Raw genomic sequence first — 20819 nt, 5'->3', positions numbered from 1 at the left:
AGGGCTGAATATATGGTAATCAGCCAAGACCCCGACTGATTATCGGCCCCAGCAGATTGGCGACCGGCAGCGGCAATTTCTTCCACAGTTCGATCCGGCGCTGATATTTTGCACTGGTCGGGCTGACGTCGCGCAACTGGCCGGTGGGCGACCAGTCATAATAGACGAGCGGCTGCGGATCGAAGCCAAAGCTCTTTTTCCAGGCGGCCTGGCCGCTGCCGACCTTGGACCGGCCAAAGTCGAACCGGCCAGCACCGCGGGCGCGGCCATGGCCCATCAGCCGGTAATACATGAGTTCGTTGGACCGCAGCCGGCGCGCATCGGCGCCGCCGCCCCCCCAGAAGGGCATGACCCGATCGCCATGATAGAGGGTCAGCACGGCCGAGACCGGGCGATCGCCATCGCGCACGATGCTGATATCGGCATCCGCGCCAAAGGCGGCGATCACCTCGCGGAAGAGGCGCGCGGGGAAGACCGGGGTGCCGAGGTTGCGGACGCATTCGGCATAGATGCGATAATGGTCGCGCAGATGCGCCGCCGAGCGGCCATGATCGACGGTCAGCGCCGGATTGGCGAGCGCCTTGCGCAGTTCGGCGCGATGCTTGCGCGGAATGGCGAGCAGTTCGGCCTCGTCATCGACGGCAAGCGGGCGGACGAAGGCGACATGCTCGCCCTCACAGACGCGCCACCCCTCCCCCGGCGCGGCACCGCCGCGCAGTTCGACCGGCATATCGCCGCGTGCCCGCGCCGCATTCCGGGCGGCAGCAGCCAGGGCGGCGATCACGGCTGGATCATCAGCCAATATGCCACCATCGACGGCAAAGGCGGCGGATACCAGCGCCTGGCCGAACAGGCGGCTGCGCACATGCTGGAGCGGCAGCAGGCCGCAAATCTGGCCCGAGGGCGCGACCGCCGCGAGCATCAGCGCCCGGTTCGCGGTCGCCCGCTCGATCGCGATCAGCCAGGCCGGGCGATGGAAGGGCGTGCTGGCGCCATGGGCCAGCACATAGGCATCGGCCGCCTGCGCCTGCGCCGGATCGGCAAGGTCCAGCGTGGTGATCGCCAGATCGGCCCGATTGCCCGCGATCATGCGGCGCGCGCCGCTTCCTGCGCGACCAGCGCATCGACGCGGGTCCAGGCGAAATCCTGGGTCAGGCGGCGCAGCTTGGCGGCCATGACGGACAGATTGGTATAGTGGCGCACCCGCGAGCGCAGTGGCGCACCGGCGACGCGCGGCTGATCCGGATCGATTTCCCAGGGGTGGAAATAGATGATGGCGGGCCGCTGCGCCTGGCCATTCACCTGGCGGATCGCCCAGCGCGAAAAGCCATAGGGCAGCAGGCGGAAAAAGCCCCCGCCCCCAGCCGCCAGCGTGCGCTGGCCCAGCTTTGCCGTGGTGACGGGCAGTTCGAGCAGATCCGATCCGGCCACCGGCTTCCAGGCGAAGCGCGGCGAATCGGGCCAGCCATAATGGTCATGCCGGATCGGCGCGACGCTGCTGGAATAGGCATAGCCTTCTTCCGCCAGGATCGGATGCGCCCAGGGCGTGCGCGGATCGATCGAGAAGCTGGGCGCGCGATAGCCCGACACCTTCTGCCCACTGGCATCCTCCAGGATCGCGCGGGACTTGCGCAGGTCGGCGCGAAACTGTTCGGGCGTGAAGGTGAAGACGCGAGCATGGTCATAGCCATGGCTGGCCACTTCATGCCCGGCTTCGGCGATGCGACGCATCAGCGCGGGATAGCGTTCGGCGACCCAGCCCAGCGTGAAGAAGGTCGCGGTGACGCCAGCCTGCGCGAACAGGTCCAGCACCGCATCGGTGTTACGCTCGACGCGATGCGTCAGCCCCTCCCAATCGGAACGGTCGATCGTCCGCTCGAAGGCGCCGACCTGGAACCAGTCCTCGACATCGACGGACAGGGCATTGTGCATCATGATCTTGTCCCGGTTGTGCGCGCGGGCGCGATCAGGCGGCGTTGCGCTCCGGATCGGCGGCGCGTTCGTCGCGCTCGACCCAGTCGACCAGCAGGGTCAGCACGCGGCGCAGCGCCGCATCCTGTTCCTCGACGCGGAATTCGAGGCCCGACAGACGCTCCTCGATCAGGGCGAAACAGCCCTTCAAGGCTTCGGGATCGACCGTCGGCGCGGCATAGGAGGCATGGTTCTGCATCGCGCGCAGGGCAGCGATCTCGGCGCGCAGCGCCTCAATCTCCTCATGCACGGCGGGCGATACGAGATCGGGCTGCGCCGGCGCCTGCCAGGCGACCGCCTGCGGTGCGGGGGCAGCGGCGGCCGGTTCGGCCGGTGCGATCGGTTCCGGCGCGGTTTCGCCGGCGGTATCCAGCACGGACGGCGCGATCGGTTCGGCGCTGACATCCTCGTCCACGCCCATATCCTCGATCACTGCCTGGACCGCCTGACCGTCAATCTCGGTCAGTTGCTCCAGCGCGCCCAGCAGCAGCACGCGGCTGACCAGCGCATTGATGCGACGCGGCACGCCGCCGGTGGCGGCATAGATGGCGTCGAGCGCATCGTCGGTGAAATAGGGATTGCCGGTCCAGCCGACCAAGGTCAGGCGATGGCTGATATAGGGTTCGACCTCCTGCGGCAGCATCGGGTCGAGATGATGGGTCGCGATCACGCGCTGGCGCAGTTGCTCCAGTTCGGGCGAGCGGACAAGGTCGCGAAATTCGGGCTGGCCGAGCAGGAAAATCTGCAGCAGCGACTGGCCGCCCAACTGGAAGTTGGACAGCATGCGCAGTTCCTCGATCGCCGAAACCGGCAGGTTCTGCGCTTCGTCCACGATCAGCAGCGAGCGGCGGCCGGCGCGGGCCTGCCCCTGAAGATAGGATTCGATCTGGCGCAATATCTGCGCCTTGGCGACGCCGTCGGTGGCCAGGCCGAAGCTCTGCGCGGCAAGGCGCAGCATGTCGTCGCCCTCGACCTGGGTCGACACGATCTTGGTCGCGGTCAGGCGCGCGGGGTCGATCGTGCTCATCAGATGGCCGACCAGCGTCGTCTTGCCGGCGCCGATGTCGCCGGTGATGACGATGAAGCCCTCGCCCTGCGCCAGACCATAGCCCAGATAGGACAGTGCCTTGCGATGCGTCGTGCTCTCGAAATAGAAATGCGGGTCCGGCGTCAGCTGGAACGGGCGTCCCTGCAATCCATAGAACTGATCGTACATCTGTCGTCTCCATCCGGCCGACCGGCGTCGTACAGACGCCGTTATAGCCCGAATTTCCTTAAAAGCTGTAACGCAGGCCGACCTGGCCCATCGCGTTGATCAGCGTGTCAAAATCATCCGCCTTCGCCGCATCGACGCCTAGCGAAGCCGATGCCGTAAGTTTCCTGGTCAAGCCTCTGAAATAGCTTGTGAAGGCACCATAGTTCAAGACATCGGCGCGGGCGCCGCTGGCATCGAAATAATTGATATAGACCGCCGTATCCAGGGAATCGCGGTCGTTGAACGCATAGGTGACGGTGCCATTGCCATACCAATTCTGGTCGCGGGTGCCGCTGATCAGCACGCTCTGGGTGGTCGGCGTGATGAATTTGCGGTTGGAATAGCCGCCGCCCAGGCCAAAGCCCCACGGGCCGCGTCGGGTGGAATATTGGCCCGCGACGCCGCGATAGCGGAAATTGGCGCCAGTGATGCCGGCCAGCGCATCGTTGAAGCATTCGCCCCCGCCGGTCGGCGAGAAGGCGCAGCCGGTGAGATCGCCGGTGAAGGGATTGCGGGGCACGATCAGGTTGGTGCCGGTAAAGGCAGCAGCATCCGCCGTGATCATCCGGCCAAAGCTTTCGATGCCATCGAACACGGCAATGCCGATGCTGCTGTTGCGTCCCTGCCAGGTGAACTGGCCCTGATAGGACATGCCGCCATAGCGTTCGCCCACCGTCGCCTTGAGCGACGTGCGGCGATTGGGCCGCCACAGCACGCCCACATCCCAGATCAGGTCGCCGAAATCATAATAAAGTTCGCGCGGCGAACTCTTGTCGGTGACATAGCGGCCGTTGCGAATGATCGGCACGCCATCCTCGTCCAGCAAGGGCGCGCGCTGGCTGATCTCTATATCCTCATAGCCGATGCCGCCGAGCAGCGCGACCGTGGGCGAAACCGGCATGATCGCATCGACCCGGCCCCAGACATCCTCGAACCGCTGGTCGAGCTGGCTGGCATCCTCGCGGCTATAACCGGCGCTGGCGGTCAGGCCGACCGGCAATATGGTGCCCGGCGCAAAGCCGATGGAGCCGTTCAGGTCATGCGACCAACTTTGTGCGAAGGAGCCGTTGGCGATCGCGGCGCCGGGGACATTCACATCGACATCATCATCGACGCGGGCATAGCCCAGCCGATAGGAAGCCTTGATGTCGAGATCGCCGACCTTCGTGGCGTAACTGGGCCCGATATAGCCGCCCCAGATCTGGCTGGTAAAACGGTTGTCGATCGCCGCAGCGCCCGAATAGCCGTCGGTCCGCACGCGCGAGGCGATGCCGCCGGCCTGCAGGGTGAGTTCGGGGGTCAGCTTGTAGCCGGCATTGGCGATACCGCTCAGCACGTCGGAATCGGTCGCGTGGCCCCAGCCGAAACTGTGCATATATTGGACGTCCGCCGCGGCATTGAGCCGACGGGTCTGGACCTCCACCGTCACGCCGGCGGTGAGATTGGTGTAGGTCACCACGTCGCCGTCGCCCTTGAGCGGCACCATCACCACCTGATCGATGCCCAGATAAGGCGTGACATCGACCTTCTTGGTCGACACGGGCGTACCTTGAGCCAGCGCCGGGGCGCTGACACTGGCAAGCACCAGCAGCGAGGTGCCGGCAATCAGGGCGCGCGCGGTCATCCCGCCTCCCCCTTGCCATAATAGGAACCGAAGCGACGGGCGCCGCCGATATAACGGACGGCGTTGAGCAGCAACTGGACCTGCGCCCCGCCCTTCAGCAGTGCGGCCGCCTCCCGCAGCGCGCTTTCCGATGTCTTGTCGGCGCGCACCACCAGCAGCGCGACCGCGACATGGCTGGCTAGCACGGCGGCGGGCGAGGCCGCGAGCAAGGGCGGGGAATCGAACACGATGATGCGATCGGGCCGACCCTCGGTCAGCCGCTGCAGCAGCATTTCGGTGCGCGCCGAGGCAAGATATTCGGTGTCGGCATGGCTGCGCTGGCCCGCCGGCAGGACCGACAGCGAGGGAATGTCGGTGCGCAGCACGCAATCCTCGATCGCGACCAGCGGATCGGCGAGCGCGTCCATCAGCCCCGGCCCGGCCTGCAGGCCCAGCGTTTCAGGGATGCCCGGATTGCCGAAATCGGCATCGACCAGCAAAATCTCGCGATCCTGTTCGGCCGCCAGGCTGAGCGCCAGGTTGATCGCGCAGAAGGTCTTCCCCTCGCCGCTATGGGGCGAACAGAGGAGGATGCGGTTGCCGCGCGGATTGTCCTGAAGATGGGTCAGCAGCCCGCGCTTGAGCAGGCGGAACTCCTCGCTCATCGCGGTGACCGGCGCGCCGGGCACCAGGAAACCGGCTTCGGTCAGTCGGTCGCGATCGACCGGCTGGGCCGGGCTGGTCCAGGCCTGTGCGCGGAAGATCGGCGCCTCGTCGGACATGACCGGGGCCGGCGCCGGCGGCGCGGGATCGAACATCGGCGGCGGCGGCGGCGCATCGGCCGGCACGTCGACGGCCGGTGCTGCGCGTCCACGCAGGGCCGCCTGAAAATCGAAAATCTCGGTGGCGCGTTCGATCAGCGAGCCGCGGCCCTTGATGGGGCTATGCTGGTTCATGGGATCAGGCTCCTTCACGCCGTACCGCGCTGGATGAATTCGACGGCGATCAACAACAGACACAGGGCAGCCAGGCCGCCGCTGGCGCCCGCAAACCATTTCATCCGCTGCTTGTCGAGAGCGACCTGGGCCGTGCTGGCGACCTGGGTGATCGACCCGGCGACCGGAATGCCCACGGCCCGTTCCAGACGGGCGGCCGTCGGGAAGGTGCCTTTGAGCTGGCCGATCGCGAAAGCGACGCCAATCCCGGCGCCGATGCCGAGGATCAGCACACCCAGCAACAGCAGCGGCCGGTTGGGTGCAGCGGGCGCCGTCGGCAGGCTGGCGGGCTGAAGCACGCTGAACTGCACCGCGCCGGTTTCGGTCTTCACGTCGCCACGCAGGCGGATTTCCTCGCGGTCGGCGAGCAGCTTGTCATATTGGGTCTGGAGCGCGGCATAGTCGCGATCCAGCTTTTCCTGTTCGGACGCCACGCCCGGCTCATCGATCTGATGCGCGGTCATGGTGTTGAGATCTGCCTGAAGCTGCGCCTTGCGGGTCGACAGCGCCTGCACGGTGGCGGCCCGTTCGGCCTGCATCGACTTGATCGACAGATAGGCGGGATTGGGTGTGCCGGCAGCGGCCGCGCCACTGGCGCCGCCCTGGCGACGCAGATTGTCGACCTGCCGCTGGGCGGCGATCACGTCGGGATGGCTGGCGGTCCAGCCGCGTGCGCGCATGCCGGCGAGTTCGGCCTGGGCCTGGGCCAGCGGGGATGCACCGCCACCGACCGCCACGCCCGGCAGGGTCGCCGGGGTGCCGGCGAGCTGGCCGTTCATCGCGCTGAGCGCGCTCTGCGCCTGCACCAACTGGGCATCGATATTGTTGATCTCCAGACGGGCCGCATCCATGCGCTGGCTGATCGTGCCGGCGCCCGGCAGCACGCCGGCATAGCGCTGGGCGAATTCGACGCGCCGCTTGTCGGCGGCTTCGAGCTGCTTGCCGCGACCGGCGATCTGCTGGTCGAGGAAGGCCAGGCTCTGGCGGGTTTCGGTGCGACCACCGGTCAGATTTTCTTCCTGGAAGATGTCGATCAGCTTCTGCACCACCTGCTGGGCGATGCGGGCATTGGCGCCATCCGACAGGCCGCTGTCGGCCGAGGTCGCGCTGATGTCGATCATGCTGGGGTCCGCCTGGGCCAGCACGGTGATATGCTCACGCAAGGTGGTGATCTTGCCCGCCACGTCGCGCGGCCCGGAAATGGTCTGGGCGAGATCCGTGCCACGCACGACCTTTTCCAGATTTTCCGCGCTCAGCAGCGTCTGGCGCACCCGGTCGAGATCCTGCTGGGACTGGACCTGGGTGATGCCGATCTTGTCCTCCAGCAGCGACTGGGTGTTCACATAGACCCGCGCCTTGGATTCATAGCCATTGGGGATGAGCGACACGCCCAGCCAGCCCAGCATGCACACGCCCCAGGCCACGGCCAGCGCGATCCAGCGCCGGCTCCATATGCCGTGGAGAAGGACCAGCAGCTCGTCGTACAGACCCGCCATGATCAGAACATGCTTTCGGGAATGATGATGACGTCGCCGGGCGCCAGCATGACATTGGCCTTGGTGTCGCCCTTCTTGAGCAGGTCGCCAATGCGGACCTGATATTCCTTCTGCTTGCCGCTGGCCTTGTCGAAGCGGACCAGCCGGGCGCGATTGCCGGACGCATATTCGCTGAGGCCACCGACAGAGATCATGGCGTCAAGCAGCGTCATGTTCGCGCGATAGGGGATGGAGGCCGGCTTCTCGGTCGCGCCGACGATCCGCACCTGCTGGCTGTAGGTGCCGGAGAAATTGTCGACGATCACCGATACCAGCGGATTTTCGATATATTGCGACAACGCCAGCTTGATGTCGTCCGACAGCATCTTGGGCGTCTTGCCGACGGCCGGCATGTCGGTGATCAGCGGCGTGGTGATGCGGCCATCGGGACGCACCTGCACCTTGGCGCCCAGTTCCGGGTTGCGCCAGACGAAGATCGTCAGATTATCGAGCGGACCGATGATATATTCCTCGCCCGGCCCTTCCTGGGTTGCGACGAAGGATGCGGGGGGAAGCTGCGGCGCGGAGCTGGTCGAAGCGCAACCCGACAGGGCCACCGCAGGCAGCGATGCACCGATCAGGAGCCTGGAAATCCGCTGGAAACGCATAAAATTCACCCCTTCATACCATCATAGCCGACGCGCGACCGGAAAAAATGATCGCGTGCAGGCCCATGGCTTCATCCTCGTCATGCCGGAAAAGGGTAAAGATAGGGTTAGGCCTGCTGTCGGACATGGATTAGCCAAGTAATAGTTCACGAGGACTTGGGTGGCCAAGAAAGGCCGCGGGACTTGCCGACGCGCCATAGGCACCGGCAAGGAAGATCGCGATAAAATCGCCGACATCGACTGGCGGCAGCGCGACCTTTTCGCCCAGCCGGTCGATCGGCGTGCAAAGGCAGCCCACGACATTGACCGGCTGGGTGGTCGGCTCGCGCCCGAAGCGGTTGGCCACCGCGATCGGATAGTTGCGCCGCACGACCGTGCCGAAATTGCCGCTGGCGGCCAGTTGATGATGCAAGCCGCCATCCACGACGACGAAAGTCTCGCCCTGGCTCTGCTTCACATCGACCACACGGGTCAGATAGATGCCAGCCTCCCCCACCAGCCAGCGGCCCAGCTCGATCGCGAATGCGCTGTCGGTCAGGATATCGGGCAGCGCGTTGAGCGCAGTGTCGAGCGCGACGCCGATCGGCCGAATGTCCAGCCGCTCGTCACCGGGGAAATAGGGGATGCCGAAACCGCCACCCAGATTGACGAGCGGCGGCGCAGCGCCGACCGCATCGGACAGGCGCGCGGCAAGGTCGATGGTCGCCGCCTGGGTCTCGATGATCGCCATCGGATCAAGCGCCTGGCTCCCGGCGAAGATATGCCAGCCGCGCCAGTCCGCGCCGGCATCGATCATCGCGCGCGCCAGCGCGGCCGCACGTTCGGCATCGACGCCGAAGGGCTTGGCGCCGCCGCCCATGCGCATGCCGGACCCTTTGAGGTCGAAATCCGGGTTCACCCGCACGGCGAGGCGCGGCACCTTCCCCAGGCGCTCCGCCACGGTCAGCGCGCGCGCGCCCTCCCCCTCGGACTCCAGGTTGATGGTGATGCCGGCATGGATGGCGGCTTCCAGTTCGTCATTGCGCTTGCCCGGTCCGGCAAAGCTGATCCGCGCCGGGTCCATGCCGGCCTCCAGCGCCATCGCCAGTTCACCGCCCGATGCGATGTCGAACCCGTCGACCAGCCCCGCCATCCGCGAGAGCAGCGGCGCATAAGGATTGGCCTTGATCGCATAATGAAGATCGATCCGCTTGGGGATCGCCTCGCGGAAGCGGCGGACCTGCGCCTCGATTATCCCCATGTCATAGACGAACAGCGGCGTGTCGCCCGCTTCGTCGACCAGGCTCGCCGCGCCGCAGCCGCCGATCAGCAGCATGCCTTCTTCCTCGGCGAACCAGGCGGGAATGGGGCCCATGGGCTTCATGACGCATACTCCTTGGCCAGCGCGACTCGATCGATCTTGCCATTGGGGTTACGCGGGAACTGTGCAAGCACTAGCGTCTCGCGCGGCTGCATGAAATTGGGCAGTTCGGCCTTCAGGTGGACGGCAACAGCCGCAGATATTTCGGGATCGGCGGCGCGCAGCAGCAGCAGCACCGCCTGCCCCAGCCGTTCATCCCTGACACCGAGGGCAACAGCCTCCGCCACGCCGGGAACGGCGACCGCCGCCTCCTCGATCTCGGTGGGACTGATGCGATTGCCGGCCGACTTGATCATCGCATCGTCGCGGCCGACGAAATAGAGCAGCCCATCCGCGTCGCGGCGGACCGTATCGCCGGACCATACGGCCGTGCCGCCATGCCGCGAGGCGGATGGCGCCGACTTGAAGCGCTCGGCCGTGCGCGCCGCATCCTGCCAATAGCCCTGCGCCACCAGCGGGCCAGCATGGACCAGTTCGCCCGGCTCGTCATCCTCGGCCAGCGAGCCGTCGGGACGGACCACCAATATCTCGGCAAAGGGAATGGCCGCGCCCATCGAATCCGGGTGACTGTCAACCAGCGCGGGCGGCAGATAGGTGGAGCGGAAGGCTTCGGTCAGGCCATACATGGGATAGAGATCGGCCTGCGGGAACAGCGCACGCAGCCGCGCGACCAGCGGCCGGGTCAATGCCCCGCCACTGTTCGTCAGGCGCCGGAGCCTGGCTGCGATCTCCGCCGGCCAGTCCAGTTCGGTGAGTTGTACCCAGAGCGGCGGCACCCCGGCCAGGGTGGTGATATCCCAGCGATCGACCGCCTTCACCACGTCGCGCGGGGTCAGATAATCGAGCGGATAGGCGCAGCCGCCCGCATACCAGGTGGAAAGTAGCTGGTTCTGGCCATAGTCGAAGCTGAAGGGCAGCACGCACAGCGTCCGGTCCTCCGGCGCCAGCCCCAGATAATGGGCCACCGACACCGCACCGAGCCAGAGATTGGCGTGGCTGAGCATCACCCCCTTGGGCCGGCCGGTCGATCCGCTGGTATAGAGGATGGCGGCCAGAGCATCGGGCGCGGCATCGGACGGCGGCAGCGCCGCCCCGCCGCTCATCCCCGCCGCCGCATCATCCTCACGATGGAGATGACAGCCGGCCGGAATATCGCCGGGTGCCAGCGTCGACAGGCGGCTGGCCGTGCCGATCAGCAGCGCCGCGCCGCTGTCGGCCAGGATATGGGCGACCTGCGCATGTTTGAGCAGCGGATTGATGGGGACATGGACAAGCCCCGCGCGCGGCGCGGCGAGCGGCATCAGCGCCGCGACCGGCCCCTTGGCCACCCAGCTCGCCACCCGCGCGCCGGGCGCAAGGCCAAAGCCCGCCAGCCATCCGGCGAGACGACCAAGCGCCTGTTCCAGTTCGGCATAATCCTGCGCGCCCGATCGCCCCGCCAGTGCCGGCCGTTCCGGATCGCCACGCAGCAGCAGATGGTCTATCGGCTGCACATCGGCATCGTCGATTGGCGCCTTGGAAGCCAACAGGGGGTCGCTTAACGTCATGTCCAGAATTAGGTCCTAAGGGCAGCTAAGGTGCCGGGAGATAATAGGTTGCTGGTCCCAAGGGAATATCGGACGCTGTCGGAAGTGCGGTTGGCGATCGGCGGCCGGATGGACCGCGACGATATCGACAGCCTGTTCGACCGGCTGGACTGGTTTGAAACATTGCACCCCCTTTGCCTTGGCGACACCCCGCTCAGGGTGTTCCAACAGATAGAGGACGCCTGCGAGGCGTGGTTGTTCCTTCTCGCGCCCTCAGCTCGTCGCCTAACTGCCCTTGCCAATTGGTATAGTTTCGCCTGGAGCCCGATTTTCCTGGGGGCGCCGGACGCGCGGCAACAGGCCCGGCTGCTGGAAAATATCGCCCGCCATCTGCTGCGCGAACAGGCGCAGATCAACCTCTATCCGCTTGCCCTGCCCGGCCCGCTGATCGGCGCCTTTCGCCGCGCCGGCTGGCTCGCGGTGCAGCGGCCGATGGGCGGCCGATATCTGCTGCATGTCGATGGCCGGGATTTCGCTAGCTATTGGGCGCAGCGCCCCGGCCGGTTGCGCAACCAGGTGCGGCGCAAGGCCCGGCAGGAGCGTTACGACCTCAGCATCCATGACAAGCTGACCGTTACGCTGTGGCAGGATTATGTCGATGTCCAGGCGCATAGCTGGAAGGCACCCGAGCCTGGCCTCAACTTCCTGCGCGCCATGGCCCAGCGGGAAAGCGATGCCGGCACCTTGCGGCTGGGCTTTGCCCGGCTGGACGGCCGCGCCGTGGCGACCCAATTATGGACGGTGGAACATGGCACGGCGCTGATCCACAAGCTGGCCCATGACAGCGCCCAGGACGAAGGATCGCCCGGCACCTTGCTGAGCCATGCGATGTTCGCCCATGCCATCGACCATGATCGGGTCGCGACGATCGATTATGGCACCGGTGACAATGACTATAAGCGCGAGTGGATGGACGAGCGCATTCCACTCCATCAGATCGACCTGTTCAATCCGCGCCGCGCATCCAGCTGGATTCCCGCCGCGCGCACCTGCATTTCCGCGCTTGTCGGATAGGCGGCGAGCCATTAGATAGCCGCCATCATGCGGGCGCAATCCACTCAGCCGGTCGACCGGACAGACGATATCGAAACCCTGGTGCGGGCGCTTCTGCGCGACGTGCTGAGCCTGTCGCAGGAGCGGGCCGATGCGTTCGACGCCGACACGCCGCTGTTCGGCGCCCTGCCCGAGCTGGACTCGATGGCCGTCGCCGGCCTGCTCACCGAAATGGAAGATCGCTTCGACATCCTGATCGAGGATGAGGATATCGACGGCGACACGTTCGAGACCTTCGGCACGCTAGTCGCCTTCCTGCGCGCCAAGCTGGGCTGAAAGCCGCCCTTTCCCAAAGAAGTTCGGGCTGAGCCGTTTCCGGCCCAGCCCTTTTTCTTACGCGTCGACCAGTTGCTCAAAGTCGGCTTCAGCGAGGAAGCGTTCGACGTCGAGGGCGGCCATGCAGCCCATGCCGGCTGCGGTCACCGCCTGGCGGTAGATCTTGTCGGTGACGTCGCCGGCGGCGAAGACGCCGGGAATGGCGGTGTGGGTCGTGCCCTTCTCCACCACGATATAGCCTTCATCGAGCGGCAGCTTGCCGTCGAACAATTCGGTCGCGGGGTGGTGACCGATCGCGACGAAGCCGCCATCGGTCGGCACATGCGACTTCTCGCCGGTGACGGTGTCGATCAGATCGACGCCGACCAGGCCTTCGGGCGTGCCGCCGCCGACGAACTTGTCGACCGCCTTGTTCCACAGCACCTTGATGTTGGGATGGGCGTGCAGGCGCTGCTGCAGGATCTTTTCCGCGCGCAGCGAATCGCGGCGGTGGATCAGGGTCACGTCATGGCTGTGGTTGGTGAGGTAGAGTGCCTCCTCGACCGCGGTGTTGCCGCCGCCGATGACCACGACCTTCTTGCCGCGATAGAAGAAGCCGTCGCAGGTAGCGCAGGCGCTGACGCCCTTGCCCTGCAGATGCTCCTCGCCCTCGACGCCCAGCCACTTGGCCTGGGCGCCGGTGCAGATGACCAGCGTGTCGGCGACATAGAGGGTGCCGCTGTCGCCCTTCAGCTTGAAGGGTCGCTCGCTGAGGTCGACGTCGACAATCTGGTCATACATCATCTGCGCGCCGACATGTTCGGCCTGGGCCTGCATCTGTTCCATCAGCCAGGGGCCCTGGATCACATCCTTGAAACCGGGATAATTTTCGACGTCGGTGGTGATGGTCAGCTGGCCGCCCGGCTGCATACCCTGCACCACGATCGGCGCCAGACCCGCGCGCGCGCCATAAATGGCGGCGGACAGGCCGGCCGGGCCGGAACCGAGAATGAGCATGCGGGTGGAGTGAGTGGCGGTCATCGATAATTCCAGCTGCGATTCGTGTGGCCGCCAGAGATAGGCCCTGCCAGCCCCCGCGCAAGCAGGAGTTAGGCAGGAGATTTGCTTGGGACGGCCAAAGGTTGAGGCGCAGCATCGCCTCGGCGTTGCACAAGCCGCGTTGCCCTATGATCCATTATGTATCACAAATGGCGGATCGATAGTCATTGGGAGAGACGGAGCATGGCGACATTCGTGCTGGTGCATGGCGGGGGACATGGCGGCTGGTGCTATCAGAAGGTCGCGCGGCGGCTGCGCACGGCGGGGCATGAGGTGCACTGCCCGACGCTGAGCGGCCTTGGCGAGCGCGCCCATCTGCTGAACCCCGACATCGATCTCGACACGCATATCCAAGATGTGGTGGCACTGATGACGTTCGAGGGGCTGGAGGATGTCATCCTGGTCGGGCACAGCTATGGCGGGATGGTGATCACCGGCGTCGCCGATCGCGCGGCCGCGCGCATCCGCGAACTGGTCTATCTGGATGCCGCCCACCCCAGGGACGGGGAATCGCTGGAAATAGTGGCCCCCGCGCAGATGGAGCCGACCCGTGCCATGGGCCGCACCGTCGACGGGATCGAACTGGTCATGTGGCCCTTTCCCGGCATGGCAGGCTTCTTCGGCATCACTGATCCGGCCGATGTCGCCTGGACCGAGGCGCGGCTGACGCCGCATCCGTGGAAATGCTTCGGCCAGCCGCTACGGCTGGAAAATGGCGACGCCGCTTTTCGCCTGCCGCGCACCAATATCAATTGCACCCATGCCTTGCAGAACAGCCCGGACGAGGCCCGGGCCCGCCAGTTGGACGGGCATCGCAATTTCGAGATCGATACCGGCCATGACCTGATGATCACCGAGCCGGAGGCGGTCGCAACCATGCTGATGGAGGTGGCGGGTTAGGCCCCCTCCCCTTAATCCAGGACGTTGGGCAGATCCTCGAACCCCTTGCGCAGGGCGGCGGACCAGCCCTGCGAAATCATGGCGAATTCCTCATTGTCCGCCTCGATCCGGGTGCGGACGCGGAAGTCGAACGTGTCGGTCTCGATCACGGTGAGGTCGAGCGGCATGCCGACCGACAGGTTGGAACGCAGGGTCGAATCCATCGACACCAGCACTGCCTTGGTCGCGTCCTCCAGGCTCGTCTCGCGCTGGATGATGCGGTCGAGGATCGGCTTGCCATATTTATGCTCGCCGATCTGGAAGAAGGGCGTGTCCTCGGTCGCCTCGATGAAATTGCCGGCCGAATAGATGAGATAGAGGCGCGGCTTGCCGCCCTTGCGCTGGCCCGCGATCATGATCGAGGCGCTGGCGGCCGATCCGTCCATGGCGATGCTCTCACGATAGCGGCCCTGCATGGTGCGCATCGCGTCGCCCACCAGCTGCGCCGCGCGGTGCATCGTGTCGCAATTAAGGATGGTTTCAACCTCGGGGTCGCTCTCCGCCTCGCGGATCGCGCGCGACAGCATCGTCTTCACCCCCTGGGTGATCGACAGATTGCCCGAACAGAGCAAGGTGATCGCCCGTTCACCCTCGACATGATAGGTGAAGCTTTTCCGGAAGCGGGCAATATTGTCCATGCCCGCATTGGTCCGGGTGTCCGACAGCATGACCAGCCCCTGGTCCACGCGTACCGCCACACAATAGGTCATCGCCCCGAAGTCCTGCTTATCTCTACCCTAGGAGCGGGGCGTGGGCGTGCTCTGCTGTTGCTGGCGTTGCAATTGCCGTTCCTCGACTCCGTCTTCCGCCTGCGCGATCCGGACATCGGCGTCAATGCTGATATCGCCCGCGACCGTAACGGAGCCCCGTATCGGGGCAGCTTCGTCGGCATCCAGGCCACTGGCCAGGCGCAGATAGCGTTCGGTGACGCAGACGCGATTGGACGGATCGAAGCCGACCCAACCCAACCCCGGCACCAGCGCTTCGGCCCAGCCATGGGTTTCGTGCAGCAGATCGCCCTCGGCCGCGAGCAGATAGCCCGAGACATAGCGGGCCGGCACCCCCAGCAGGCGCGCGCCGGCAAGGAATATCTGGGCATGATCCTGGCACACGCCAGCACCCAGCGCGAAGGCCTGCGCCGCGGTCGTGTCGGCACCGGTCACGCCCGATCGATACTGGACCGCGTCGCTGATCGCGGCCGACAGGGCATGGAGTTGCGCCAGCGGCCCGTCGCCCTCGGGAAGAGCGGCGACCATGGCGCGGATCGCATCGGACGCTCTGGTCAGCGCCGTGTCGCGCAGGAAATAGCGGGCATCGACCCGGCATTGCGGCAGGCCGCCAATACCATGGGTCTCGCGCGTCTCGACCAGCCCCTCGGCAACGATCACCGCCTCGTTCAGGCTATCATGGCGGACCCACACCGCCTCCATCTCGCCATAGCTATTGGGACGGAAATTGGTCAGCGCCTCGCCATTGATGCTGACCTGCCAGTCATGGACCTTCTGGCCCGGCGTATCGACCGGCACCAGCTTCAGCCGCATGGCGACGCGGCCGGCCGAGGCGGGATAGCCATAGACGGTCTGGTGACGGACGAGCAATTTCATGGCGCGCTTCCCCTCCCCCTTCAGCCGAAATGATAGGTTTCGGCGATTTCGACGCCGAGCCGGTTGCTCATCATCAGGCTGTACTGCACCGTTTCATGCAGGCCGCGGCGGAAAATCTCGCCAGCGTCCAGTTCCTCCAATTCGCTCACCAGTTGCTTCACCGTGTCATGACAGGTGCCGCGCGCATTGTGCCAGCCGGCCAGCCGGTTGAGCCGATAGGCGAGCTGATCGCAGCAATAGGCGACGCTGCGCGGAAACAGCCGGTTGAGCATCAGGAAGTCGGTGATCTGCCAGGGCGTATAGGTGCCGCCATAGACATGATGATAGGCGCGCGCACCAGACAGGGCATAGAGCACCGACGTCCATTGATAATGGTCGCGATTGCCGCCGATCACCTCGGTCTCGGGCAGCAGCACATAATATTTCACATCGAGCAGCCGCAGCGTCATCTGCGCCCGCTCCAGCGCCGACCCGCAGCGCAGGAAATCATGGCCCTCATTGCGCAGCTGGCCCGAATGGGCCGCGCCGCGGAAGGTCATGACACGAGTCTTCACCCAGTCGATCAGGGCCGGCAGCTGCGCCTTGGCCTCGGCCACGTCATAGCTGTCGAGCTTGCGCCAGCCGTCGTTCAGCGCCTCCCACATGTCCTGGGTCAGCATCGTGCGCGCCGACTTAGCATTGGCACGGGCCTTGAGCAGGCAGGAGCGGATCGAGCTGGGATTGTCGGCGTCCAGCATCAGGAAGGACACGACATCGCTTTCCGTCACCGGCACGCCGTCCGGGAACTGATGCCCGGCCCCAGTCGCGCGCACGACTGATCGCCATTCGTCGCGATGATGCGCGCCCGGCAGGATCGCCATGCGCTGCCCCATCGACAGCAGCCGGGCGGTGGCTTCGGCGCGCTCCATATAGCGCGCCATCCAGAAGAGATTTTCGGCGGTCCGGCTCAGCATGTCTTGGCTCTTTTCACCGTGGGGGCCGACGTCCTTGCGCCCGGCCCTGCATCATCAGGGATAATCGAAAGAAGAGAAGCGGCCGCGCCCATCAATCCTGCAACACCCAAGTATCCTTGACCCCGCCGCCTTGGCTGGAATTGACCACCAGCGACCCTTCGGTCAGCGCCACGCGGGTCAGGCCACCGGGGACCAGCCGCAACTGCTTGCCGACCAGGCAATAGGGGCGGAAATCGGCATGACGGCCGACCACGCTCGCCGGCCCGAGCGTCGGCACGGTCGACAGGTCGAGCGTCGGCTGGGCGATGAATTCGCCGGGATTGGCCTTGATCCGCTCGGCATAGGCCTCGACCTCGGCCTTGCTCGCCTTGGGACCGATCAGCATGCCATAGCCGCCCGATCCATGGACTTCCTTGGCCACCAGTTCGTGCAGATGCTCCAGCACATAGGCCATTTCGTCGGGCCTGGAGCATTGCCAGGTCTGGATATTGTCGAGGATCGGCTCCTCACCCAGATAGAAGCGGATCATCTCGGGCACATAGATATAGACCGCCTTGTCGTCGGCGATGCCCGATCCGGGGGCCGACGCCAGCGTGACGCCACCATTGCGATAGACGCTGAAGATGCCGGGGACGCCGAGCAGGCTGTCGGGGCGGAAGACCAGCGGGTCGATATATTCGTCGTCGATGCGGCGATAGATGACGTCGACCGCCTTGGGGCCGAGCGTCGTCTTCATCCAGACCCGGTCATTGTCGACGAACAGATCGGCCGGCTCGACCAGTTCCACACCCATCAGGTCGGCAAGGAAGCTATGCTCATAATAGGCGCTGTTGAGCGAGCCGGGCGTCAGCACCACCACCACCGGATCGCCCTTGCAGGCAGGCGGCGCGACTTCCTTCAGGCTCTTGAGCAGTTCGGCGGGATAATCGTCGACCGGCGCAACCATGCCCTGCGCGAACAGTTCGGGGAACATGCGCGTCATGATCTCGCGATTTTCGAGCATGTAGGACACGCCCGAGGGGGTGCGGCAATTATCCTCCAACACCTCGAAGCTGCCCGGCCCGGTGCGCACGATATCGATGCCGACGATATGGCTATAGACCTTCCCCGGCGGGGTGAAGTCGGCCATTTCGGCCAGATAGGCGCTGTTGCGATAGATGATGTCGGCCGGCATGATGCCCGCCTTCACGATTTCCCCGCGATGATAGACGTCGTGCAGGAAGGCATTGAGGGCGCGGGCGCGCTGGCGGATGCCCTTGTCGAGGATGCGCCATTCATTCGCTGTGAAGATGCGGGGCAGCAGGTCGAAGGGGATCAGTCGTTCCGGGTCGCCGCCCTCGCCATAGACGGCGAAGGTGATGCCGATGCGCCGGAAGATCGCTTCCGCCTCATCCATGCGACGATTGAGCCCGGCTATGCCTGTCCGCTCCACCCATTTCTGCACTTCGTCGTAACAGGGGCGCAGCGAACCATCAGGCTCAAACATTTCATGGAAGGGCAAGTTGTCGTTCCTCCCTCGGCCCTCGGCCGGTTGTGCATTGCAACAATAGTGCGCCGCATCGTTGCGATTGCAAGACAAAAATGGCGGAGCGGAAAAAGCGTTCCTTCGGCGATGTCAGGATTGCGGAAATAGGTCGTGCCGATCGTTTCTACGCGCGCAAACGAGCGCGCGATGGGGCCTCTGGCAGGGCGTTAAAAAAAGAATGCAGATTTTTGCAATCGCCCCGTTGACCACCGTCCATCCCCTGCGTATAGCGCCGCCTCACCGCAGGGAAACACCCCCTGCGAGGCCCATGGGGCGGAGTAGCTCAGCTGGTTAGAGCAGCGGAATCATAATCCGCGTGTCGGGGGTTCAAGTCCCTCCTCCGCTACCATTTCCAAGACATCGAAAATGGCCCTTGGGGCGCATTCAAGCGACAGACCAGGCCGCAGACGCCACCCGTCTCAACCTGATCACAGCAATTCTGTGGTGATGGCCCTGTCGCTTGCCGCCGCAGCCGCCCGGCGCCTCAATGCAGCTTGAGGCGCGGGCGCACGAAGCGGTTGATATGGCTGACCAGGATCAGCGCGGGGCCGCGTATGTTGCCGTGAACGGCGAGCAGATGCATGCGATAGAGCGACATATAGACGAAGCGGGCCAGCCGCCCCTCCACCGCCATGCGCCCGCCGACCAGCTTGCCCATCAATGATCCGACCGTCGAATAGCGGCTGAGCGACACCAGCGAGCCATGATCCTTGTAGACGAAGCTCTTGAGCGGGCGATCGGCCATCAGCCGGCCGAGATTGGCGAACACCGTGTCGGCCATCTGGTGCGCGGCCTGCGCGCGCGGCGGGATCGGCCGATCGGCGCCCTGTGGCGTGCAGGAGGCGCAATCGCCCATCGCGAAGACGCGGTCGTCGGCCAGGCTCTGTAGCGTCGGGCGCACGATCACCTGACCGGCGCGGGACAGTTCCAGCCCATCCAGGCCATCGCGGATCGCCGCCGCCTTGACCCCGGCGGCCCAGACCTGAAGATCGGCGGGGACGAAGCCACCATCCTTCGTCTCCATCCCCTCAGGCGTGGAGGCGGTGACGGCGACGCCAGCGCGCACCTTGACGCCCAGCACCTCCAGTTCCTCGCGCGCGGCGTCGGCCAGTCGGTCGGGCAAGGCCGGCAGGATGCGTGGTCCCGCCTCCAGCAGGGTGACGTCGAGCCGCTGGCGATCAAACACCTCCAGCCCATAATAGCCCAGCGCATCGGCAGCATTGTAGAGTTCGGCGGCCAGTTCGACCCCGGTGGCGCCACCGCCGACGATCGCGATCCGCACCCGCGCATCCGACGCGGGATCGGCCGACATGGCGCGCGACACGCGCAGGCAATGGTCGAGCAACTGGTCTCGGAAACTGTCGGCCTGGGCCCGGCTGTCGAGGAACAGGCAATTGTCGGCAACGCCCGGCGTCCCGAAATCATTGGTGACCGATCCGTAGGCCAGCACCAGATAGTCGTAGCGCACCGAATGGGCGCTCACCACCTCGCGCCCCTTGGGATCGAACACCGGGGCGACATGGACCCGCCGCGCGGCCCGATCGATGCCCTGCAACGTGCCATAGAGATAGCGATAGCCCCAGCGATGGCAGTGGCTGCGATAGCCGACCTCGTCCAGGCTGGCGTCGAGCGATCCGGTCGCGACCTCGTGCAACAGAGGCTTCCAGATATGGGTGCGGTTGCGATCGATCAGGATGATGTCATGCCGCTTGCGCCCGTAGCGCGCACCAAGCTTGCGCGCGAGTTCGAGGCCGGCGGCGCCGCCCCCGACGATGACGATCTGGGTCTTCTTGTCGGGGATCAAGCGCATTCCTCCTCGATCGACAGACCGGCGGATCGCGATCCGGCGCGCCGGTTGTGCATTGCAATAGGCCGCCCGGCATCGCAAAGCGAGGCGTGGACAAGCAGAATTTCACCGAACGCAACCGGCGCGACATCGTCGCGATCGCGACCCAGCATTTCGCGGAAAAAGGCTATGCCGGCGCGCGGGTGGACGAGATTGCGGCCGCGACCGCGACGTCCAAGCGGATGATCTATTATCATTTCGGCAGCAAGGACGGGCTCTATCGCGCGGTCCTGACCGAAGCCTATCGCGGCATCAGATCGGCCGAGCTTGAGGCCGAACTGGGCGACCTGCCACCGCTTGCCGCGCTGGAGCGGCTGACCGCCCTCACCTTCGACTATCATTTCAACCATCCCGAACTGGTGCGGCTGGTGATGGACGAGAATATCCGGGGCGGCCCGCATGTCGGCGAGATTTCGGAAGGGCATAATGAGATCGTCCTGCCCAAGACCCAGGCGCTGATCGATCGCGGCATTGCCGATGGCAGCTTCCGCGCCGGGCTGGACGCCGTCGACCTGCACATGACGATCAGCGCCCTGGCCTTCTACTTCGTGTCCAACCGCCACAGTTTCCACGCGATCTTCGGCGTCGACATGACCAGCGAAGCGGCCGCCGAGCGGCGGCGCGCGCAGGTGATCGACAATGTGCTGCGCTACTGCCGGGCAGAAGGCTGAA

At 65.4% G+C, this 20819-nt stretch carries 19 protein-coding genes and 1 tRNA gene; 5 read left to right on the top strand and 15 right to left on the bottom strand.

Annotated elements, in window-relative coordinates:
* Positions 1-19: 19 nt before the first annotated feature.
* The 9 genes from E5554_RS13025 to E5554_RS12985 form a co-directional block, all read right to left on the bottom strand.
* Entirely contained in the window at positions 20-1090 is a 1071-nt protein-coding gene (locus E5554_RS13025; RefSeq protein WP_136187024.1) for a FemAB family XrtA/PEP-CTERM system-associated protein, read from the bottom strand.
* On the bottom strand, positions 1087-1935 hold the full coding sequence (locus E5554_RS13020) for an XrtA system polysaccharide deacetylase (RefSeq protein ID WP_037507929.1): 849 nt from the start codon (positions 1933-1935) through the stop codon (positions 1087-1089). The genes E5554_RS13025 and E5554_RS13020 overlap by 4 nt, the downstream gene beginning before the upstream one ends.
* A 31-nt stretch (positions 1936-1966) precedes the next feature.
* Complete coding sequence (locus E5554_RS13015) at positions 1967-3187, bottom strand: XrtA/PEP-CTERM system-associated ATPase (protein WP_010339943.1); 1221 nt, start codon at positions 3185-3187, stop codon at positions 1967-1969.
* 58 nt (positions 3188-3245) lie between these two features.
* Positions 3246-4850: a hypothetical protein gene (locus tag E5554_RS13010; protein ID WP_136187023.1), complete on the bottom strand. Its 1605-nt coding sequence runs from the start codon at positions 4848-4850 to the stop codon at positions 3246-3248.
* Positions 4847-5785 carry an AAA family ATPase gene (locus tag E5554_RS13005; protein WP_136187022.1) on the bottom strand — a complete coding sequence of 313 codons (939 nt, stop codon included), beginning with the start codon at positions 5783-5785 and terminating at the stop codon, positions 4847-4849. Before E5554_RS13005 ends, E5554_RS13010 begins: the two co-directional genes overlap by 4 nt.
* Before the next feature lie 14 nt (positions 5786-5799).
* Positions 5800-7320 carry an XrtA system polysaccharide chain length determinant gene (locus E5554_RS13000; RefSeq protein WP_097382817.1) on the bottom strand — a complete coding sequence of 507 codons (1521 nt, stop codon included), beginning with the start codon at positions 7318-7320 and terminating at the stop codon, positions 5800-5802.
* A gap of 2 nt (positions 7321-7322) precedes the next feature.
* Positions 7323-7967 (bottom strand): XrtA/PEP-CTERM system exopolysaccharide export protein, encoded by a 645-nt coding sequence (locus tag E5554_RS12995; RefSeq protein ID WP_037507924.1) that lies wholly within the window; start codon positions 7965-7967, stop codon positions 7323-7325.
* A gap of 130 nt (positions 7968-8097) precedes the next feature.
* Positions 8098-9330, bottom strand: a complete 1233-nt coding sequence (locus E5554_RS12990; RefSeq protein ID WP_136187021.1) for a pyridoxal-dependent decarboxylase, exosortase A system-associated — start codon at positions 9328-9330, stop codon at positions 8098-8100.
* On the bottom strand, positions 9327-10874 hold the full coding sequence (locus E5554_RS12985; RefSeq protein WP_136187020.1) for an acyl-CoA ligase (AMP-forming), exosortase A system-associated: 1548 nt from the start codon (positions 10872-10874) through the stop codon (positions 9327-9329). The genes E5554_RS12990 and E5554_RS12985 overlap by 4 nt, the downstream gene beginning before the upstream one ends.
* Before the next feature lie 48 nt (positions 10875-10922).
* On the opposite strand from E5554_RS12985, the gene E5554_RS12980 reads away from it, so the two are divergent.
* Together E5554_RS12980 and E5554_RS12975 are read left to right on the top strand one after the other, a co-directional pair.
* Entirely contained in the window at positions 10923-11927 is a 1005-nt protein-coding gene (locus E5554_RS12980) for a GNAT family N-acetyltransferase (protein ID WP_136187019.1), read from the top strand.
* 27 nt (positions 11928-11954) lie between these two features.
* Positions 11955-12242: an acyl carrier protein gene (locus tag E5554_RS12975; protein ID WP_136187018.1), complete on the top strand. Its 288-nt coding sequence runs from the start codon at positions 11955-11957 to the stop codon at positions 12240-12242.
* Between the two features lie 57 nt (positions 12243-12299).
* On the opposite strand, the gene trxB is transcribed toward E5554_RS12975, so the two are convergent.
* Positions 12300-13262: a thioredoxin-disulfide reductase gene (trxB, locus tag E5554_RS12970; protein ID WP_026108917.1), complete on the bottom strand. Its 963-nt coding sequence runs from the start codon at positions 13260-13262 to the stop codon at positions 12300-12302.
* Between the two features lie 201 nt (positions 13263-13463).
* Between trxB and E5554_RS12965 the strand changes: the two genes are divergently transcribed.
* A complete protein-coding gene (locus E5554_RS12965) occupies positions 13464-14180 on the top strand; it encodes an alpha/beta hydrolase (protein WP_136187017.1) in 717 nt (238 codons plus the stop codon).
* An 11-nt stretch (positions 14181-14191) separates the two neighbouring features.
* Here E5554_RS12965 and E5554_RS12960 read toward each other — a convergent pair whose 3' ends face one another.
* The 4 genes from E5554_RS12960 to E5554_RS12945 form a co-directional block, all read right to left on the bottom strand.
* The gene (locus tag E5554_RS12960; RefSeq protein WP_004212142.1) at positions 14192-14929 is read right to left on the bottom strand and encodes a hypothetical protein; all 738 of its coding nucleotides are present in this window, start codon (positions 14927-14929) and stop codon (positions 14192-14194) included.
* Positions 14930-14956: 27 nt separating this feature from the next.
* Positions 14957-15823 carry a transglutaminase family protein gene (locus E5554_RS12955; protein ID WP_136187016.1) on the bottom strand — a complete coding sequence of 289 codons (867 nt, stop codon included), beginning with the start codon at positions 15821-15823 and terminating at the stop codon, positions 14957-14959.
* Positions 15824-15843: 20 nt separating this feature from the next.
* Entirely contained in the window at positions 15844-16776 is a 933-nt protein-coding gene (locus tag E5554_RS12950) for an alpha-E domain-containing protein (protein ID WP_004212140.1), read from the bottom strand.
* Positions 16777-16867: 91 nt separating this feature from the next.
* Positions 16868-18277 (bottom strand): circularly permuted type 2 ATP-grasp protein, encoded by a 1410-nt coding sequence (locus E5554_RS12945; protein ID WP_136187015.1) that lies wholly within the window; start codon positions 18275-18277, stop codon positions 16868-16870.
* A gap of 296 nt (positions 18278-18573) precedes the next feature.
* On the opposite strand from E5554_RS12945, the gene E5554_RS12940 reads away from it, so the two are divergent.
* Positions 18574-18650: transfer RNA gene (locus E5554_RS12940), tRNA-Met, on the top strand.
* 135 nt (positions 18651-18785) lie between these two features.
* On the opposite strand, the gene E5554_RS12935 is transcribed toward E5554_RS12940, so the two are convergent.
* Positions 18786-20111, bottom strand: a complete 1326-nt coding sequence (locus E5554_RS12935; RefSeq protein WP_136187014.1) for an NAD(P)/FAD-dependent oxidoreductase — start codon at positions 20109-20111, stop codon at positions 18786-18788.
* A gap of 86 nt (positions 20112-20197) precedes the next feature.
* On the opposite strand from E5554_RS12935, the gene E5554_RS12930 reads away from it, so the two are divergent.
* Positions 20198-20818 (top strand): TetR/AcrR family transcriptional regulator, encoded by a 621-nt coding sequence (locus E5554_RS12930; RefSeq protein ID WP_136187013.1) that lies wholly within the window; start codon positions 20198-20200, stop codon positions 20816-20818.
* Position 20819 lies beyond the last annotated feature (1 nt).

Source organism: Sphingobium sp. PAMC28499 (assembly GCF_004795815.1).
In the GTDB taxonomy this organism is placed as follows: domain Bacteria; phylum Pseudomonadota; class Alphaproteobacteria; order Sphingomonadales; family Sphingomonadaceae; genus Sphingobium; species Sphingobium yanoikuyae.
This window is presented reverse-complemented; position numbering and strand designations above follow the sequence as displayed.

What these genes read in the sequence shown, in the direction of transcription:
- E5554_RS12950 (WP_004212140.1), bottom strand. Translation starts at nt 16,776, where the DNA reads ATGCTGAGCCGGACCGCCGAAAATCTCTTCTGGATGGCGCGCTATATG.
- E5554_RS12990 (WP_136187021.1), bottom strand. Translation starts at nt 9,330, where the DNA reads ATGAAGCCCATGGGCCCCATTCCCGCCTGGTTCGCCGAGGAAGAAGGC.
- E5554_RS12985 (WP_136187020.1), bottom strand. Translation starts at nt 10,874, where the DNA reads ATGACGTTAAGCGACCCCCTGTTGGCTTCCAAGGCGCCAATCGACGAT.
- E5554_RS12995 (WP_037507924.1), bottom strand. Translation starts at nt 7,967, where the DNA reads ATGCGTTTCCAGCGGATTTCCAGGCTCCTGATCGGTGCATCGCTGCCT.
- E5554_RS13020 (WP_037507929.1), bottom strand. Translation starts at nt 1,935, where the DNA reads ATGATGCACAATGCCCTGTCCGTCGATGTCGAGGACTGGTTCCAGGTC.
- E5554_RS13010 (WP_136187023.1), bottom strand. Translation starts at nt 4,850, where the DNA reads ATGACCGCGCGCGCCCTGATTGCCGGCACCTCGCTGCTGGTGCTTGCC.
- E5554_RS12975 (WP_136187018.1), top strand. Translation starts at nt 11,955, where the DNA reads ATGCGGGCGCAATCCACTCAGCCGGTCGACCGGACAGACGATATCGAA.
- trxB (WP_026108917.1), bottom strand. Translation starts at nt 13,262, where the DNA reads ATGACCGCCACTCACTCCACCCGCATGCTCATTCTCGGTTCCGGCCCG.
- E5554_RS13000 (WP_097382817.1), bottom strand. Translation starts at nt 7,320, where the DNA reads ATGGCGGGTCTGTACGACGAGCTGCTGGTCCTTCTCCACGGCATATGG.
- E5554_RS12965 (WP_136187017.1), top strand. Translation starts at nt 13,464, where the DNA reads ATGGCGACATTCGTGCTGGTGCATGGCGGGGGACATGGCGGCTGGTGC.
- E5554_RS13015 (WP_010339943.1), bottom strand. Translation starts at nt 3,187, where the DNA reads ATGTACGATCAGTTCTATGGATTGCAGGGACGCCCGTTCCAGCTGACG.
- E5554_RS13025 (WP_136187024.1), bottom strand. Translation starts at nt 1,090, where the DNA reads ATGATCGCGGGCAATCGGGCCGATCTGGCGATCACCACGCTGGACCTT.
- E5554_RS12960 (WP_004212142.1), bottom strand. Translation starts at nt 14,929, where the DNA reads ATGACCTATTGTGTGGCGGTACGCGTGGACCAGGGGCTGGTCATGCTG.
- E5554_RS12935 (WP_136187014.1), bottom strand. Translation starts at nt 20,111, where the DNA reads ATGCGCTTGATCCCCGACAAGAAGACCCAGATCGTCATCGTCGGGGGC.
- E5554_RS12955 (WP_136187016.1), bottom strand. Translation starts at nt 15,823, where the DNA reads ATGAAATTGCTCGTCCGTCACCAGACCGTCTATGGCTATCCCGCCTCG.
- E5554_RS13005 (WP_136187022.1), bottom strand. Translation starts at nt 5,785, where the DNA reads ATGAACCAGCATAGCCCCATCAAGGGCCGCGGCTCGCTGATCGAACGC.